The organism is Paenirhizobium cremeum (assembly GCF_022884085.1).
Taxonomy (GTDB): Bacteria; Pseudomonadota; Alphaproteobacteria; order Rhizobiales; family Rhizobiaceae; genus Allorhizobium; species Allorhizobium cremeum.
This window is the reverse complement of record NZ_JAGGCS010000002.1, coordinates 547,260-563,450: the sequence shown is the minus strand read 5'-3', so window position 1 is coordinate 563,450 and position 16,191 is coordinate 547,260. Positions and strand designations below refer to the sequence as shown.

Below are 16,191 nucleotides of genomic sequence, written 5' to 3'. Positions count from 1 at the left end.
CATGAACCTCGCACCGGCCCCTTGCACAGACGGGGAGCCGGCAAGCAGCCAAGCGGAGCCCCGAAACCCATGTCCGATATCACCAGCAATCTCGCCCTGCCCTATCTCCTGCCGTCCCAGGCGCAGAAGCATGTCACCCATAACGAGGCGCTTCAGAGGCTGGATGCGGTCGTCCAGTTGACCATCGCCGGCAGCCTGCACGAGCCTCCCGCGGAAGTCGCGGAAGGCGAGTGCTATTGGGTTTTAGCGCCGGCATCGGGTGCATTTTCCGGCAAGGACGAACGGCTCGCCTTCCGGCAGGATGACGCCTGGATCTTCATTGCGCCGAGAGCCGGCTGGCGCGCCACCGATCTCTCCGACGGTCGTCTCAAGCTGTTCGCCGAAGGCGCCTGGCAGGATGTACCGCTGCCCGCCGAGACCGAATTTTCCATTCTCGGCGTTTCCGCCGCAGCCGATACGACGAATCGCCTCTCGGTCGCCGCCCCGGCCAGCCTGTTCAATCACGTCGGCGGCGACCACCGCATGAAGATCAACAAGGCCGCATCCGGCGACACCGCATCGCTCCTCTTCCAATCCGGCTGGCAGGGCAAGGCGGAAATGGGGCTCGCCGGTGACGACGGCTTCTCGGTCAAGGTGAGCGACGACGGCGCGGACTGGAAAACGGCGCTCGCGGTCTCGCCGGACGGGATCGTCAGGATGAATCATCGCCCCGTCGCACGCGCCGCCCGGTCGGCGGCCACGCTGACGATAGCCGACGGGACCGTGACCGGCTTTCACGACCTATTTCTTTCGGCCGGCGGTTTCGCACTCCGCATGCCCCTTTCTTCCGGCCATGGCAGCGGCCTCGTCTTGCCCGCCTCAGGCCTTTACCTGATAGCGCTCGCGGTCACCGTCCTGTCCGAAACCAGCCATGCCGTGGCCCTCCGTCGCAACGACGCCGAGACGCTGATCGTGGCGACAGGGGCCGCCGGAAGTCGCGCGGCGGTCTCAATCGCGAACCTTGCCGCCGGAGACGTGCTGACGCTGCACCACGCAGGCACCGCCCAACTGCAATTCGGCCCCGCGGCAACCGAGGTGTCCGTCTTCATGCTCTGACGGGCGAATCGCGGCAGACGGAGGACGGCCGCTCCCGCGATCGTTCCAATTGCCGCCCATGAACGAGGGGAAGCGCAACGCACCGGAAACCGGGCAACGACGCCCCTCCTGTTTCGGAATGGGACGAAGGGCCTTCGCAGTCATGAAGCCGTTGCATGGCTGCTCCATAATGAGACCAAATTTAGTCGATATCAAATTTCCGCTGGAAATCGGCACCTTATCGACGACCGGTTTAATTCCTGCGTCCAAGAACTGCGACGAGGTTAACCAACAGTTAAAAACAGTAATGACAATGTCGCCAAGCTGTACTATTTATAGGTTCGCGACATCGAGCTGCAATCGAAACTAACGAGCCGGGTAAAGATTTTGAGTTTCCCCCAAGCCCAAAACGACCATGCATCCCGCCGTTTCGCCATGGCGAATCCCGCTATACTTCTCGATGACTACTATCGGGAAGTAGAATTCCTGCCATCAAAAAAGGCAGGACGTGCACATTATTTCATCAAGCGTTGCACGGATATCGCCATTTCCGCAACGGCTCTGATCGTGCTGCTGCCGTTTTTGCTGGCAGTGGCGGCGCTTATTCGCCTCGATAGCCCCGGTCCGATCCTGTTCACCCAGCAGCGTTGGGGAATGGGTTGCCGGAAGATCCGGGTCTACAAGTTCCGCTCCATGCGGACGGACCTCTGCGATGTGACGGGTGTGAACCAGACGGTTGTCGGCGATCCGCGCATCACCAAGATCGGCGCCATTATCCGCCGCACCAATATCGATGAACTGCCGCAACTGCTGAACGTGCTGAAGGGCGACATGTCGCTCGTCGGTCCCCGTTGCCATGCCATCGGCATGCTCGCAGCCGGCATGCCCTATGAGCAGCTGGTGCCGGAATATCACCGCCGCCACGTGATGCGTCCGGGCATGACGGGACTTGCGCAGATGCGCGGCCTGCGCGGCCCGACGGACAAGCCCGGAAAGGCGCGCGCACGAATCGCCTGCGACCTCTATTATGTCGAGAACTTCAATTATTGGCTCGACCTGCGCATCATCGTCGGCACGGTCCTATCCGAACTCAAGGGCGGCAAGGGCTTCTGACGGCACAGAACCGTTTCAGCCTGCCGTGGAAAATGGCAGGCTGATCTTCCCACAGCAGATCGGCGAATTGAGCGGGAAACGGCGCGCGTAAAGGCACGTGTCCTGGAAAAGACCAACGTCCTTACCCCTGGCTAAAGCCTGCCGCGCAAAGCTTTGAGCGCGTTTGCGCCTCCGGCATGCGATGAAAAGCATACGGAGCGCGCCCGGAAGAACTCGATACGCTTGAGGAAACGATCAGGGGAACCCCGGTTTCAAAGCAGACGGAAGCGGCAGGCGCGAGCGACCGCCTGCATGCGATTGACCGAATCGAGCTTGCGCATCGCGCTTTTCAGATAGCTGACGACCGTGTGACTTGAAATATTGAGGATGATGGCGATCTCGTCGCTGCTCTTGCCTGCGGCCGACCAGCGAAGACATTCCAGTTCCCGCGCCGAGAGTTTTTCGCGCGGACCGTCCTGCGGTACCAATTTGCCGAAACAGCTATCGACCAGCTCCACGCAATCGTAGTGAATCGAGGCGAGCTCGGCTCTTTCCGGCGCCTTCCTGTCTCCGGAGAAGGCAATGAGATAATGCGCCAATGCACGGTCATGCAGGCTGAAAGCCAGAGTTGCGTTCAGGCCGTATCCGCGAAACGAATCCCCGAGCGCGCCTTTCGTATCGTCCAGGACGGCGGAAAAAACTGCGTCGGCGGAAAAGACCGGAACGATCGTCGACTTGAGCCGCGACACAAGGACGCTGGAGGCAAAGACATCGCTCGCACCATAGAGGGCGACAAGTTCGCCGGGCCAGTTGTTGAGCAGGAGGTTGGGAGCAAAGCCCGGCTTGTCGGCATTCGGAAAGGTCGTCACCAGAAAATAAGGCAGACCGTGCTCCCGTCCGAGGGCAGCAAATCGCTGGCCGAGCGCGCAAAGGCCGCTTTCATCGGCGGGCACAAGCTTTGACGCCCCGTCATCACCGTCACGACAGACGGCTTCGTTCACCCTGAACATCGCGCTCCTTTCGAGCGATTTACCCTCGCCCGTCCGCTAAAGAATTCTGATCAAACGAGTTTCGCCAGCCAAGCAGGAAACGGGCCATATGCCGGTCCCCCGATCTATCCAGGGTCGCCGATTGACTGTCCTCACTGACGGTGCATAAAAAACGAGCGCGCAGAACTGCTCGGTCCAACGCGGCTTCTACAGCAAATTGAGATCGAATAAATTCCTGAATCAGCATAACTCCTATGCAGATGCCGCAACTTTACGCTGCGTCAACCTGCGTCGACAGGATAACCGCCCCGCATGCCGCGTGGCAACCTGCGAAAATTATTATCAAATGCTTACAATGGGCTTAGGCAAATTTTAAAGGTGGGGAGCTAGGATGCGCTCCTGTGGTCTTGAGTTTGTATAGAGAGTCCAATGACCGAAATGATCCGCCCCCGAGTGAAATATGTCATCGGCCCCGATGGCAGCCCGCTGACCATTGCCGATCTTCCGCCGGCCAATACGCGCCGTTGGGTGATCCGCCGGAAAGCCGAGGTTGTCGCTGCGGTGCGCGGCGGCCTGCTGAGCCTCGAGGAAGCCTGCGAGCGTTACACCCTGACGGTCGAGGAGTTCCTTTCCTGGCAGTCCTCCATCAACGATCACGGTCTCCCCGGCCTGCGCACGACGCGCATCCAGCAGTACCGCCACTGACCGGATCGAACGGGGGAGACCCCGCCTTCGACACACGGAACGCTTTAAACGGGCCGCCGCATCGGCCCGTTTCGCATGTCGTCAGGGACTTTGCGAGCGCTTCAGCAGCGCGTGCAAAATCCCGGCCAGCATGGCCGAAGCCGCGTAAAACCACAGGCCCGGCTGGGTGAAAGCCTCCGCCAGCCCGCTGGTTTTCGCCGCGACGATGACGAGGGCGACGAGCAGCACGTCCATCATCGACCACCTGGACAGAAGCGGCACCAGCCTGCGCAACAGGCCACGTTGCTCGGGCGAGGAAACGGGGGCGAGCGCCTCGAGCGCAAGCCCAAGAAGCTTCAACACCGGAAAGACAATGGAAAACAGCGCCACCAGCACAGCGAGAGCGCCGTCTCCCCCTTGCCAGAGCGAAACGACGATATCGATGAGCGACGGCGTCTCGTTGAAAAAATAGAGCCTCTCAAAGCGGACGAGAGGCAGGATCAGGCCAAGGGCGAGCGAAATCGGCGCCGCCACCAGAACGATCGCTTTCAGCCAAAGCATCCCGAAACTCCCTCTCCCGGTAACCGGGCGCGTTGAAACGGCATGCGCTTTGGCTATCATCGCGCAATCGTCCCGCGCAAGGGACCGAAACCGAGGAAGGGTCCGGCTAATGAATATCGTCCATGAAGAGGAGCGGTCCGGCGGCCGCTATGTCGCGCGCGTAGACGGCGTGGACGAACCTGCCCTGATGACCTATTCGCGCACAAACCCGAAGCTCATTATTATCGATCATACCGAGGTCCCCGACAGCATGCGCGGCCAGGGCGTCGGCCAGGCCTTGGCCAAACACGCGGTCGAGGAAGCCAGACGCGGCGGCTGGCAGATCATTCCGCTCTGCCCCTTCTTTCGGGCGCAGACACTGCGCCATCCCGAATGGAGCGACGTCATCAAGCAGGGCTGACGCAGCCGCCTCCGGAAATCCACGCTGTCGGAAAACGAAAACGGCCGGCAACGGTCGCGGATGACCCGCGCCGTTCCGACCGATCTCCTTTTCGATGCGAATGCGGCTTGCCTTACGCCCGCGCCCGCATCTGGCCGTCCCGCTCTTCCAGAGCCGCAGCCTTTGCATATTCGGCCTCGGCTTCCTCAAGCGCGAGTTCCGCAGCCTCCTGCTGAACCCTGAGTTCTCGGATGGAAACCTGAAGGTTGTCCGCCCGTTGGCGCGCCGCCTTGGCAAATGTTGGATAGGCAAAATGACTTGGATCGCTGATCCCGGACTTCTTTTCCTCGATGGCGATCTGGCTTTCCAGCTCCTTCGCCATACGCTCGAATTCCGACATCATTGACTGCAACTGCTGCAACTGCCGACGCTTTTCTGTGACCTGAAATCCTTTCAGGCGCACTAGGCTCTCACGCGACTTCATACGCAATACTCCCGTGATGCGAGACCCCCCGCCACACATTTTAACAAATGCCTTTGCCGCCTTTTCGACGAATCATTCCCGAAAAAAAACGGCGGCGTTAACAAAAAACTACCGTTGGTAACCTTTCGTTTACGGGCATCGTTAATGATAAGGACGATCGTTTAAGGGTCAGTAAATGCCAGGGCCTAAAAAAGCTCATGACAATGATGAGTCAAATGAATCAGTTACGGGTATTTCCTGAAGTTCTGATTCAACAGTGGCGATGCCGGAAACTTGTGAAAAATCAGGAGACTGCAAAAAATGTTTAATGAATTCGATATTCCTTGCCAGAAGGAATCAGAATTTGTTAACCATTTGGTGGCAGCCTTCAAATCAGGCAACGACTGGATCCGTATCGCGTAGGGGGCCAACTCGACCTTTCGGCGGCGGTAAAGGGGATAATTATGCGGGTTCTACTCATTGAAGACGATAGCGCCACGGCGCAGAGCATCGAACTGATGCTCAAATCGGAAAGTTTCAACGTCTACACAACGGATCTCGGCGAAGAAGGTGTCGACCTCGGCAAGCTCTACGACTACGACATCATTCTGCTCGACCTGAACCTGCCCGACATGTCGGGCTACGAGGTACTGCGTACGCTGCGCCTGTCCAAGGTCAAGACGCCCATTCTCATTCTGTCCGGCATGGCCGGCATCGAGGACAAGGTTCGCGGTCTCGGCTTCGGCGCCGACGATTATATGACCAAGCCCTTCCATAAGGATGAACTGGTCGCACGCATCCACGCGATCGTTCGCCGTTCCAAGGGCCACGCCCAGTCGATCATCGTCACCGGCGAACTGATCGTGAACCTCGACGCCAAGACCGTCGAAGTCGGCGGCCAGCGCGTTCACCTCACCGGCAAGGAATACCAGATGCTGGAGCTTCTTTCGCTCCGCAAGGGTACGACGCTGACCAAGGAAATGTTCCTGAACCACCTCTATGGCGGCATGGACGAGCCGGAACTCAAGATCATCGACGTGTTCATCTGCAAGCTTCGCAAGAAGCTCGCAAACGCCGCAGGCGGCGCGAACTACATCGAGACCGTCTGGGGCCGCGGCTACGTGCTGCGCGAGCCCGATGGTGCGGAGTACATGGAAACGGCATAAGCCCTTCCCTACCCGCTGCCTATCCCCCAAAAATCCCGACCTGCCCTTTTCCGGGGCAGGTTTTTTATTGTCCGGAAGTCAGAACACAAAAAAGCGGCGGTGCCGTCCCGCACCGCCGCTTTTCCCCTTTATTCTCCAGACTTCCTATTCTCCGGAAGCGGCGGGCGCGTCGGTGACGGCGTCCTGCTCTTCGCCAAGCGGCGCCTCTCCGTCCTCGTCGGATTCCGGTTCGGAGATCCGCTCGACGGAAACGACCTTCTCGTCCTTGGCGGTGGAGAAGATGGTAACGCCCTTGGTGGCGCGGCTCGCAATACGAATGCCGTCCACCGGCACACGGATAAGCTGCCCGCCATCGGACACCAGCATGATCTGGTCGTTGTCTTCCACCGGGAAGGCGGCGACCAGTTCGCCGATCTCGCCGGTTTTCGACGTATCGGTGGCGCGGATGCCCTTGCCGCCGCGACCGGAGATGCGGAAATCATAGGACGAGGACCGCTTGCCATAGCCCTTTTCGGAAACCGTCAGCACGAACTGTTCGCGTGCCTTGAGTTCCTGGTAGCGCTCCTCCTTCAGTTCGCCCTCTTCGGCGACCTCCTCGCCGACCAGCGCGATATCCTCTTCATCGACACCGCTGGCGCGACGCTCGGCGGCCGAGCGCTTCAGATAGGCGGCACGCTCCCATGGCTCTGCATCGACATGGCTGACAATGGTCATCGAGATGATGCGGTCACCATCGGCCAGCGAAATGCCGCGGACACCGATCGAATTGCGGCCCGCGAACACGCGGACTTCATCGACAGGGAAGCGGATCGCCTGACCAAGCGCGGTCGTCAGCAGGACGTCGTCACCGGGGATACCCAAATCATGGTTCGGCGCCGTGCAGGTCTCGACGGAGAGGATCTCATCACCCTCTTCCTCGAGCTTCATCGCGATCTTGCCGTTGCGGTTGACCTGAACGAAGTCGGACAGCTTGTTGCGGCGCACCGTTCCACGCGTGGTCGAGAACATCACGTCGAGATTGTCCCAGGTGCTCTCGTCCTCGGGCAGCGGCATGATGGTGGTGATGCGTTCGCCGGGCTCCAGCGGCAGCATGTTGATAAGGGCCTTGCCCCGCGATGTCGGCGTGCCGATCGGCAGACGCCAGACCTTCTCCTTGTAGACGATGCCGCGTGAGGAGAAGAACAGGACCGGCGTGTGGGTGTTTGCAACAAACAGCCGGGTCACGAAATCCTCGTCGCGGGTCGCCATGCCCGAGCGGCCCTTGCCGCCGCGGCGCTGCGCGCGGTAGGTGGTCAGCGGCACGCGCTTGATGTAGCCGAGATGCGAGACCGTCACCACCATGTCCTCGCGGGCGATCAGGTCCTCGTCGTCCATCTCCGGACCGCCATCGACGATCTGGGTGCGGCGCGGCGTGCCGAATTCGTCGCGAACGGCCGCAAGTTCCTCCTTGACGATGCTCTGGATGCGAAGGCGCGAAGACAGGATATCGAGATAATCCGTAATTTCCGCGCCGATCTTGTTGAGTTCCTCGTCGATTTCGTCGCGACCGAGGGCCGTCAGGCGGGCCAGACGCAGCTCGAGAATGGCGCGGGCCTGCTCTTCCGAGAGGTTATATGTATTGTCGTCGTTGATGCGGTGACGCGGATCGTCGATCAGGCGGATCAGCGCCTCGACGTCATGCGCCGGCCAGCGGCGCTCCATCAACTGTTCGCGCGCCGTCTGCGGATCGGGCGCGCGGCGGATCAGGTTGATGACCTCGTCGATATTGGCGACCGCAATCGCGAGACCGACCAAGACATGCGCACGGTCACGAGCCTTGCGCAGCAGGTATTTCGTTCGCCGGCTAACGACATCTTCGCGGAAGGCGACGAAGGCGCGCAGCATGTCGAGCAGCGAGAGTTGCTCGGGCTTGCCGCCGTTCAGCGCCACCATGTTGCAGCCAAAGGAGGTCTGCAGCGGGGTGTAGCGGTAAAGCTGGTTCAGGATGACGTCTGCATTGGCATCGCGCTTGAGTTCGATAACGACGCGATAGCCCTCCCGGTCGGACTCGTCGCGCAGGTCGGAGATGCCCTCGATGCGCTTGTCGCGCACCAGTTCGGCCATCTTCTCGATCATCGTCGCCTTGTTCACCTGATAGGGAATCTCGCTGATGATGATCTGCTCGCGATCGCCGCGCATCGGCTCGATACGGGCAACACCGCGCATGATGACCGAGCCGCGTCCCGTCTCATAGGCAGACTTGATGCCTGCACGTCCGAGGATCAGGGCGCCGGTCGGAAAGTCCGGCCCCGGAATGATCTGCATCAGTTCCGGCAGTTCGATCGCCGGATTGTCGATGACAGCAATACAGCCATCGACGACTTCCGAAAGGTTGTGCGGCGGTATGTTGGTCGCCATGCCGACGGCGATACCGCCCGCGCCATTGACGAGGAGGTTCGGGAACTTGGCGGGGACGACGACCGGCTCCTGCAGGGTGCCGTCATAGTTCTCGCGGAAATCGATGGTTTCCTTGTCGAGATCATCGAGAAGGGCGTGAGCCGCCTTCTCCAGACGGCATTCCGTATAACGCTGCGCGGCCGGCGGATCGCCGTCGACGGAGCCGAAATTGCCCTGGCCGTCGATCAGCGGCAGGCGGAGCGACCAGTCCTGCGCCATTCGGGCGAGCGCGTCATAGATGGCGGCGTCGCCGTGCGGATGGTATTTACCCATCACGTCGCCGGTAACGCGCGCCGATTTCACATATTTCTTGTTCCAGTCGATCCCCATCTCGCTCATGGAGAAGAGGATGCGCCGATGCACCGGCTTCAGTCCGTCTCGGACATCGGGAAGGGCGCGGCTCACGATTACGCTCATCGCGTAGTCGAGATACGACCGCTGCATTTCTTCCATGATGGAAATCGGCTCGATGCCTTGCGGGAACTTGCCGCCGCCGGGAGTGCTTTGCTCAGTCAAATCAGGTCACGATCTCTGTTCGGAATCACTTGGAAGTTTATAGCCGAAAGGGCGCTGCAGCGCCAATTTCACCCCGGGTTTTGAACAGTTTTTAAGGCGGCGGAAAGGCAAAACGATCAAGAACTTGCCCTATCGCTTGCCAGTCGCCATCGCCTCACCCTAAAGTTTGCAAAAAAGGAGGACGACGCATGGCAAACGCAGACGCTCTCGTGAGCGCCTTCACGACGCTGCTCGTCACTGTCGATCCGCCGGGGCTGGCTCCGCTTTTCCTCGGCCTTACCCAGGGAATGAGCGCGCCGCAGAGGCGACAGGTGGCGATCAGAGGCGCGGCGATTGCGTTCGGCATCCTTACCGTCTTCGCCCTCTTCGGCGCAAGCATCCTCGGAGCGCTCGGCATTTCCATGGGCGCCTTCCGCATTGCCGGCGGGCTGATGCTGTTTGCCATTGCCTTCGAGATGATCTTCGAGAAGCGGCAGGAGCGGAAGGAAAAGACCACCGACACCGCGATCACCAAGGATCACATCCACAATCTGGCGGTGTTTCCCCTGGCGATCCCGCTGATCGCCGGCCCCGGCGCCATCTCCGCCACGGTGCTGATCGGTGGAACGCTCGACGGCTGGATCGGCAGGCTTCAACTCATCGGCGTGATCGGCGTCGTACTGGCGCTGGTCCTGCTGTCGCTCGCGATCGCGCAACCGCTCAACCACTTCCTCGGCGTCACCGGTCGGGCGCTGCTGACCCGCCTGCTCGGAGTCCTGCTCGCCGCGCTTTCCGTCCAGTTCGTGGTCGACGGCGTGAAATCGGCGTTCGTTTGAAGCCGGTATCAGGTGCGGCCGAAGCTCGATCTGACAAGGGATCGGTAGGACAGGATCTGCCGTTCCAGGACCGCAGGATCGTGAAGCACCTTGGACATGATGATCGCACCGTCGATGATGCAGGACAGCATGACGGCCAAATCGGCGACCGTGATGCCCGGATTGAGCGGATGAACGGTTTCGATCTCCTCCAGATATGCCTGAAAACGCCCGTTCCAGGAGCGGACGGAATCGGCGCTTAGCTCCCTCACCTGCCGGTCGAAAAGGCGTTCCTGGTAGCAGACCGCGGAAACCAGGCAGCCCGGATGCACGCTCGGCAATTCGCGCATGAGTTCCGCCAAAAGTTTCAAGCCGATCAGAAACGCCTCGAGCGGGTCGTCGCTGAGCTGGCGGCCACGTCCGAAAATATCGTCGAAGATCGCGTCGTTCTCCGCGACGTAGCGGCGCAACAGCGCATGCGCCAGTTCGTTCTTGTCACGGAAATGATAGAAGAATCCGCTCTTGGTCAGTCCGGCCTCGGCGATGATCTCCTCGATCGAGGTCGCAGCGAAGCCCTTGGACAGAACCGCGGCCTGCGCAATGTCCAGAATGCGTTCGCGCGTCGCAGCGCCCTTCTTGAGTTCCAGTCGTTCCACGAACTGTACCTGCGGTCTGGTTTTCCCTTCGACAATACCGGTCCACGCGCATGTCCGGGTCTTCACTTCCGTCGATAACATTTTGTATTAAAAAGATTTTTATAAGCCGAAGGAGGGCCGGTACCGCAAGTTCACTGGAAGGCGACATCCCGGATCTGCGACAAGAGGGCCCTCTTGCGGCTGCGCAAACGGCCGCTCGAGACCCAATCTAACACCGGAGATTTCCAATGGCAAAATACAGGCAGAACCTACCTCAGTTGACCGGCGGCGACTTCCTCGCCGATGGCGGAATGGAAACCACGCTGGTTTTCCACCGGGGGCTCGACCTGCCCCACTTCGCGTCCTTCCCTCTCGTCGATTCCGAGAGCGGACGGGAAGAACTGGTCCGCTATCTCGAGCCCTACATCGCCCTTGCCCATCAACGTGGCGTCGGTTTCGTGCTCGACACGCCGACGTGGCGGGCGAACCCGGACTGGGGCTTGAAACTCGGTTACGACCTTGCCGCCCTCGATGGCCTCAACAGGCGTGCGGTCGACTTCGCCGAACAGTGCCGCGCCCGCTGGGAGACGCCCGGCACGCCGATCGTCATCAACGGCGTGATCGGCCCACGCGGCGACGCCTACAAGCCCGGCCGGTCCTCCGCGCTCGAAGCCATGGACTACCACGGCAGGCAGGTTCGGGCCTTTGCCGCCTCGACCGCGGACATGGTTTCCGCGATCACGATCAACACGGTGGAGGAAGCGACCGGCATCGCCTGGGCGGCGAAAGCGGCATCCATGCCCTGCGTCATCTCCTTCACCGTGGAAACCGATGGCCGGCTGATCGGCGGCACGACGCTGCGGGAGGCGATCGAACGGACGGACGAGGAGACCGGCGGGTCACCCGTCTACTACATGGTCAATTGCGCTCATCCCACGCATTTCGAGGAGGCCCTCAAGGCCGGAGAAGCGTGGGTGTCGCGGATCGGCGGCATTCGTGCCAACGCCTCAACGAAGAGCCATGAGGAACTCGATGAATCGACGACGCTCGACCTCGGCGATCCACTGGATCTCGGCCAGCGCTACAGCGCTCTTCGCGCCGCATATCCCGCAATCCGGATTCTCGGCGGATGCTGCGGCACCGACCATCGCCACATCGCGGCGATCTGCGAAGCCTGCGCCCCGTCTTCGAGCCTCGCCGCGTGAAAAAAGCCCCGCCGAAGCGGGGCATCATTCGGGGAGGAGTGCTTCGGAGCTCAGGCCGCGATGGCCTTGTCGGTGAAGATCGTCGTCAGGATCTTGCGGTCGAAGGGCTTCAGCAGGAAATCGTTGGCGCCGGCGCGCTTGCCGGCCATCATCGTCTTCAGATCCGCTTCGATGACGCAGTAGTAAATCCGGACGCTCTTGCCTTCGGGCAGCGCCCGGATGTTGGCGATCAAATCCAGGGCGCCGTCCAGGCCGGCATCGATGATCGCGAAGTTCGGCAGTTCGGTTTCGCAGCGCAGCAGGGCATCACGGGCGGAAGCGGCTTCAGAGACGAGGAAGCCCAGTTCGGACAAGATCTTCTTGCCAACCTTGCGAACAACGTCCGAGCCATCCACGATCATCAAGCGCTGCATCATCTACTCCCTGCATCCCCGCTTGCTGCAGAGGGGATTTCGATCATGCAACCGAGCATAGGCGCTTTCAACTAAGGAAAGGTTACCGGAAGCCGCAGCCGGTCATCCCGATTTGGGACGGGATGACCCCAATCACAAAGCCGCTGTTTCAGGCGGCGATTTCCGCGGTGAAGGCGATGTGGTCCTCGCTGACCACATGCTTCAGTTCCATGCCGCATTCCTCGGCGAGCAGCACGGTATAATAGGGCTGGATCGAATGAGCATCGATCGCCTCCTCGACCGTTCCGTTGCAGATTTCCGCATATTTCGGCGGCACCCGCATCATCCGGCCCTTGACCACGATCTTGAACTTCGCGTCGTATTCGGGGTTTTCCAGGAAAACATCCAGCGAACCGCCGCGCGGAATCGCGCCATAGGCGACGAGGAAGAGGTTGAGCAGAAGCTTCACCCGGTTCTTCGCGATGATGGCGCGCGGGCCCTCCCAGCTGACTTCCGTCTTCTTTTCGGCGGCAGCGAAGTCCTTGGCGGCCTTTTCCGCCTCGCCGGTATCGATGGAAGCCCCGACCGAACCGGAAGCGCCAAAGGCAAGCCGGGCGAATTTCAGCCGCACCGAGGCGTTAAGCGCGCTGGCGCGAATGAGTTCCATCGCATCGGCATCGGCACCACCCTCGTCGAGCAATTCCAGGCCGTTGTTGATCGCTCCGACCGGAGAGATCACATCATGGCAGACCCGGCTGCACAGCAATGCCGCAAGATCGGGGCCGGCGAGAGTGAGGTTCGGGTTTTTCGGCATCGTCTCTCCTGAAGAACGCAATCCCGACGACGAGGACCGGATATGCCGAATCCCGGCACCCGGCGTGGTCGGATTTCTTTCGGCCATAATGACACCATATTTGGTAAACCGATTATTAAGACGATCCTTTCTAAATAGCCCTATATGCATTGGAGATGCCGATTGCATCGGATTTCGGACGGAGGACCCCTATGCGCCTTGTGAGACTTAGCGCCAACGCCGGCGGCAGGCTGCTGGCAGCCGCCCTCTTCGCCATTGCCGCGCTGGCCCTCGCTCCCCGGCCATCCCACGCCGCCGGCGAATACAGCGTTCAGGAAATCGTCGACGCGGGGCACGGCTTCTTCGGTGAAGCGAGCGGCGGACTGGCCAAGGTGATCGAAAAGGCCTTTCAGCAATACGGCCTTCCCAATGGCTATATCCTCGGCCAGGAGGGCTCCGGCGCCTTCGTCGCCGGCCTGACCTATGGCGAGGGCACCCTCTACACCAAGAACGCCGGCCAGCACGATGTCTTCTGGCAGGGCCCTTCCCTCGGCATCGATTACGGCGGTAACGGCACGCGCGCGATGATGCTGGTCTATGACCTGCCCTCGATCGAAAGCCTCTATGCCCGCTACGGCGGGGTCAGCGGCTCCGCCTATGTGGTGGCCGGCGTCGGGATGACCGTGCTCAAGAGCAGCAATGTGGTGCTCGTGCCGATCAGGACCGGTATCGGTGCGCGCCTTGGCGTCAATGTCGGCTATCTGAAACTCACACGCCAACCCACCTGGAATCCTTTCTGACGATCAGGCCGTACGGCTCGCGCAAGCTTTCTGGATTTTTCTATGCATTGTGCATAGATTGCTTCGGCATGGATGCCCACTTGCTCCGACAGCCAGTGGGCGTCTATTGATTTCGTATGTTCGACAAACCTGAAATGGCGCGCCCGTGATCGAATATGGCCTGCTCTTTGGACTGGGATTTATGGCGGCCGCTCTGGTCGTGATGCTGGTTGCGCCTGCCATTCACAGGCGCATCGTCCTCTACACGGAAAACCGCCTGAAGGCGACGATGCCGCTCAGCCCGCAGGAGATCCGCGCCCAGAAGGACATGGCCCGCGCCGTCTATGCGGCGGAGAATGCGCGCACGACCCAGGAACTCATCCGCGAACGGGAAAAGTCGATCGCGCTGAAGCTGTCGAACGAACAGCTTGGCCACGAGGCCGGTCGCCTGGTCGCCGAAAACCAGGACCTCCACGCGCAGATCAACGAGATGAGCGTGGAAGCCGCCGAATTCCGCTCCAGGCTGCGGCGCGCCGAACTCGAAGCCGACAATCTCAAGGAAGCCCTCAAGCGGACGGAGGAAAACATCGTCGCCAAGGGGCTTGAGATCGAGGCCCAGTCGAAGCGCATGCGACTGATGGCTTCCGAAATCGACAGCATGAAGATCGAGGCGTCGAGCCGCGAAACCGAGATCGAGAACATGAAGATGCGGATACAGACCCTGCGCGACGAGCGCGAGGAGCTGCGCCGCGAAACGAAGCTTCTTACCAAGCGGGCCAAGGATGCCGAAATGCGTCTCGCCCAGGAGGAGCACAAGCTTCTGCGGCTTGACGATCGCCTCGCCCGCCAGATGTCCGAAAATGTCGACAAGGATGCCACCATCGACCGCCGTCTCAAGGAGATCGCCCGCCTCAAGCAGAGCCTGAAGGCGGCAAACAGCCAGCTGCGACAGGTTGCCAAGACGCTGCGGGGAGCCAACCTTCCGGTGCCGGACTTCAAGGCGGTCGAGGCATTGGAGGAAGAACCGGTCGAGACTATTGCCGCATCGCCGGCAAGCGTCGCGCCGGAGATCGATATCGACCGGCTGGCGGAGGAATTGCGCCACCGCCACACGGCGCTCACCGAACGGCTGCTGAAGGCGAAATCGCCGGCGAACGACGACGCGCTGCGCGAGGAGATCGCCGACATCGCCGCCAAGATGATCGTCGTGACCGCCGCACGCGAAGGCGACGCTTCGCCCATCCCCGGCCTGTTGCGCAGCAAATCGGTCAAGGGCGGGAATGCCCATCCGAGCCTCGCTGAACGAGCGCTTGCCCTCGATCCCGGCCTCGCGGTCAAGACGCTCAGTCAACACCCGGCAGCGGAATAAGCCGGCATCGCGGCTCGACGCCGGTCGTTCAGGAAATCCGGCCCATGGCCCGGGCCATGGAATAAAGCGCAATGCCCGCCGCCGTTCCGACATTGAGGCTGTCGATATGGGGCGATTGCGCAATCCGTGCCGTCGCAAAGCGCGACAGTATCGCGGCCGGCAACCCATCTCCCTCGGTTCCGACGACAAGCGCCATGCGGCGGGCGGCCGGAATTGCGTTCAATTCGGTCGCGCCGGCAGGGGAAAGCGCCCATATCGCAAAACCTGCCTCCGCCAGCGAGGCCAGCATGGCCTCGGACGATCCTCCGCGCGCATAAGGCGTCGTCAGCACCGAACCGACCGACACCCTGAGAGCCTTGCGATAGAGCGGATCGCAGCTCGTCTCGTCGAGCAGCACGGCATCGGCGGAAAATGCCGCGGCATTGCGGAACAGGGAACCGACATTGTCATGATTGGAAATCCCGCAGCCGACCAGCACCAGCGATGTCTCGGGCAGACGCGCGACGAGATCGGCCGGCGCCGCGACGGACAGCCGGCGTCCAAGCGCCAGCACGCCGCGATGCAGATGGAAGCCGGCAATGGCGTCGAGCACCGGGGCATCCGCGACATAGACAGGGATATCCACGGGAAAGGCAGCCAGGACATCGCCGACGCCATCCACACGGTTCTTCAGGAGCAGGATCTTTTCCGCCACGAAATCGCCCGCCGCGGCATGCGCCGCCGCCAGCATCCTGAGAACGACGGTGCCCTCCGCGATGAACCGTCCGGAGCGCCCCGTCAGATCCCGCTCGCGGATCTGCGAAAATTCCGCAATCCTGGGGTCCGCCGGGTCCTCGATGGCGATGAAGACGCGTTCCGACACGG

17 protein-coding genes are annotated in these 16,191 nt (G+C 61.1%); 9 read left to right on the top strand and 8 right to left on the bottom strand.

Going from position 1 to position 16,191, the window contains the following annotated elements:
* Positions 1-69: 69 nt before the first annotated feature.
* The gene (locus tag J5N58_RS06110) at positions 70-1,095 is read left to right on the top strand and encodes a DUF2793 domain-containing protein (protein WP_244710043.1); all 1,026 of its coding nucleotides are present in this window, start codon (positions 70-72) and stop codon (positions 1,093-1,095) included.
* 414 nt (positions 1,096-1,509) lie between these two features.
* A complete protein-coding gene (locus tag J5N58_RS06105; RefSeq protein ID WP_112828577.1) occupies positions 1,510-2,187 on the top strand; it encodes a sugar transferase in 678 nt (225 codons plus the stop codon).
* A gap of 251 nt (positions 2,188-2,438) precedes the next feature.
* Here the strand turns inward: J5N58_RS06105 and J5N58_RS06100 are convergent, their stop codons facing one another.
* Positions 2,439-3,176, bottom strand: a complete 738-nt coding sequence (locus J5N58_RS06100; protein WP_113424566.1) for a helix-turn-helix transcriptional regulator — start codon at positions 3,174-3,176, stop codon at positions 2,439-2,441.
* Between the two features lie 408 nt (positions 3,177-3,584).
* Here J5N58_RS06100 and sciP point away from each other — a divergent pair, with 408 nt between their 5' ends.
* Positions 3,585-3,860 carry a CtrA inhibitor SciP gene (gene sciP / locus J5N58_RS06095; RefSeq protein ID WP_006725852.1) on the top strand — a complete coding sequence of 92 codons (276 nt, stop codon included), beginning with the start codon at positions 3,585-3,587 and terminating at the stop codon, positions 3,858-3,860.
* An 81-nt stretch (positions 3,861-3,941) separates the two neighbouring features.
* On the opposite strand, the gene J5N58_RS06090 is transcribed toward sciP, so the two are convergent.
* Complete coding sequence (locus J5N58_RS06090) at positions 3,942-4,400, bottom strand: paraquat-inducible protein A (RefSeq protein WP_113424565.1); 459 nt, start codon at positions 4,398-4,400, stop codon at positions 3,942-3,944.
* Positions 4,401-4,509: 109 nt separating this feature from the next.
* On the opposite strand from J5N58_RS06090, the gene J5N58_RS06085 reads away from it, so the two are divergent.
* Positions 4,510-4,800: a GNAT family N-acetyltransferase gene (locus tag J5N58_RS06085; RefSeq protein ID WP_244710041.1), complete on the top strand. Its 291-nt coding sequence runs from the start codon at positions 4,510-4,512 to the stop codon at positions 4,798-4,800.
* A gap of 112 nt (positions 4,801-4,912) precedes the next feature.
* Here the strand turns inward: J5N58_RS06085 and J5N58_RS06080 are convergent, their stop codons facing one another.
* Positions 4,913-5,263: a flagellar export protein FliJ gene (locus J5N58_RS06080; protein WP_112828581.1), complete on the bottom strand. Its 351-nt coding sequence runs from the start codon at positions 5,261-5,263 to the stop codon at positions 4,913-4,915.
* Positions 5,264-5,706: 443 nt separating this feature from the next.
* Here J5N58_RS06080 and ctrA point away from each other — a divergent pair, with 443 nt between their 5' ends.
* Positions 5,707-6,408 carry a response regulator transcription factor CtrA gene (gene ctrA / locus J5N58_RS06075; RefSeq protein WP_112828582.1) on the top strand — a complete coding sequence of 234 codons (702 nt, stop codon included), beginning with the start codon at positions 5,707-5,709 and terminating at the stop codon, positions 6,406-6,408.
* A 144-nt stretch (positions 6,409-6,552) separates the two neighbouring features.
* On the opposite strand, the gene gyrA is transcribed toward ctrA, so the two are convergent.
* Complete coding sequence (gene gyrA, locus J5N58_RS06070) at positions 6,553-9,360, bottom strand: DNA gyrase subunit A (RefSeq protein ID WP_113447584.1); 2,808 nt, start codon at positions 9,358-9,360, stop codon at positions 6,553-6,555.
* A gap of 188 nt (positions 9,361-9,548) precedes the next feature.
* On the opposite strand from gyrA, the gene J5N58_RS06065 reads away from it, so the two are divergent.
* A complete protein-coding gene (locus tag J5N58_RS06065; protein ID WP_244710038.1) occupies positions 9,549-10,175 on the top strand; it encodes a MarC family protein in 627 nt (208 codons plus the stop codon).
* 8 nt (positions 10,176-10,183) lie between these two features.
* On the opposite strand, the gene J5N58_RS06060 is transcribed toward J5N58_RS06065, so the two are convergent.
* Positions 10,184-10,801, bottom strand: a complete 618-nt coding sequence (locus J5N58_RS06060; RefSeq protein WP_280519919.1) for a TetR/AcrR family transcriptional regulator — start codon at positions 10,799-10,801, stop codon at positions 10,184-10,186.
* A gap of 236 nt (positions 10,802-11,037) precedes the next feature.
* Here J5N58_RS06060 and J5N58_RS06055 point away from each other — a divergent pair, with 236 nt between their 5' ends.
* Complete coding sequence (locus J5N58_RS06055; RefSeq protein ID WP_113442213.1) at positions 11,038-11,994, top strand: homocysteine S-methyltransferase family protein; 957 nt, start codon at positions 11,038-11,040, stop codon at positions 11,992-11,994.
* A gap of 50 nt (positions 11,995-12,044) precedes the next feature.
* Here the strand turns inward: J5N58_RS06055 and J5N58_RS06050 are convergent, their stop codons facing one another.
* A complete protein-coding gene (locus J5N58_RS06050) occupies positions 12,045-12,407 on the bottom strand; it encodes a response regulator (protein ID WP_162708212.1) in 363 nt (120 codons plus the stop codon).
* A gap of 148 nt (positions 12,408-12,555) precedes the next feature.
* Entirely contained in the window at positions 12,556-13,200 is a 645-nt protein-coding gene (chpT, locus tag J5N58_RS06045; protein ID WP_112828588.1) for a histidine phosphotransferase ChpT, read from the bottom strand.
* 191 nt (positions 13,201-13,391) lie between these two features.
* Between chpT and J5N58_RS06040 the strand changes: the two genes are divergently transcribed.
* Both J5N58_RS06040 and J5N58_RS06035 read left to right on the top strand, forming a co-directional pair.
* Complete coding sequence (locus J5N58_RS06040; protein WP_112828589.1) at positions 13,392-13,979, top strand: DUF1134 domain-containing protein; 588 nt, start codon at positions 13,392-13,394, stop codon at positions 13,977-13,979.
* Positions 13,980-14,124: 145 nt separating this feature from the next.
* Complete coding sequence (locus tag J5N58_RS06035) at positions 14,125-15,327, top strand: coiled-coil domain-containing protein (RefSeq protein ID WP_113340605.1); 1,203 nt, start codon at positions 14,125-14,127, stop codon at positions 15,325-15,327.
* Between the two features lie 28 nt (positions 15,328-15,355).
* Here the strand turns inward: J5N58_RS06035 and J5N58_RS06030 are convergent, their stop codons facing one another.
* Positions 15,356-16,189, bottom strand: a complete 834-nt coding sequence (locus J5N58_RS06030; protein ID WP_112828591.1) for a TrmH family RNA methyltransferase — start codon at positions 16,187-16,189, stop codon at positions 15,356-15,358.
* Positions 16,190-16,191: the final 2 nt, after the last annotated feature.

Excerpts from the sequence above, each read along its gene's own strand:
- J5N58_RS06085 (WP_244710041.1), top strand. The coding sequence starts at position 4,510 with ATGAATATCGTCCATGAAGAGGAGCGGTCCGGCGGCCGCTATGTCGCG.
- J5N58_RS06080 (WP_112828581.1), bottom strand. The coding sequence starts at position 5,263 with ATGAAGTCGCGTGAGAGCCTAGTGCGCCTGAAAGGATTTCAGGTCACA.
- ctrA (WP_112828582.1), top strand. The coding sequence starts at position 5,707 with ATGCGGGTTCTACTCATTGAAGACGATAGCGCCACGGCGCAGAGCATC.
- chpT (WP_112828588.1), bottom strand. The coding sequence starts at position 13,200 with ATGCCGAAAAACCCGAACCTCACTCTCGCCGGCCCCGATCTTGCGGCA.
- sciP (WP_006725852.1), top strand. The coding sequence starts at position 3,585 with ATGACCGAAATGATCCGCCCCCGAGTGAAATATGTCATCGGCCCCGAT.
- J5N58_RS06055 (WP_113442213.1), top strand. The coding sequence starts at position 11,038 with ATGGCAAAATACAGGCAGAACCTACCTCAGTTGACCGGCGGCGACTTC.
- J5N58_RS06110 (WP_244710043.1), top strand. The coding sequence starts at position 70 with ATGTCCGATATCACCAGCAATCTCGCCCTGCCCTATCTCCTGCCGTCC.
- J5N58_RS06090 (WP_113424565.1), bottom strand. The coding sequence starts at position 4,400 with ATGCTTTGGCTGAAAGCGATCGTTCTGGTGGCGGCGCCGATTTCGCTC.
- J5N58_RS06100 (WP_113424566.1), bottom strand. The coding sequence starts at position 3,176 with ATGTTCAGGGTGAACGAAGCCGTCTGTCGTGACGGTGATGACGGGGCG.
- J5N58_RS06040 (WP_112828589.1), top strand. The coding sequence starts at position 13,392 with ATGCGCCTTGTGAGACTTAGCGCCAACGCCGGCGGCAGGCTGCTGGCA.
- J5N58_RS06065 (WP_244710038.1), top strand. The coding sequence starts at position 9,549 with ATGGCAAACGCAGACGCTCTCGTGAGCGCCTTCACGACGCTGCTCGTC.
- J5N58_RS06105 (WP_112828577.1), top strand. The coding sequence starts at position 1,510 with ATGGCGAATCCCGCTATACTTCTCGATGACTACTATCGGGAAGTAGAA.
- J5N58_RS06050 (WP_162708212.1), bottom strand. The coding sequence starts at position 12,407 with ATGCAGCGCTTGATGATCGTGGATGGCTCGGACGTTGTTCGCAAGGTT.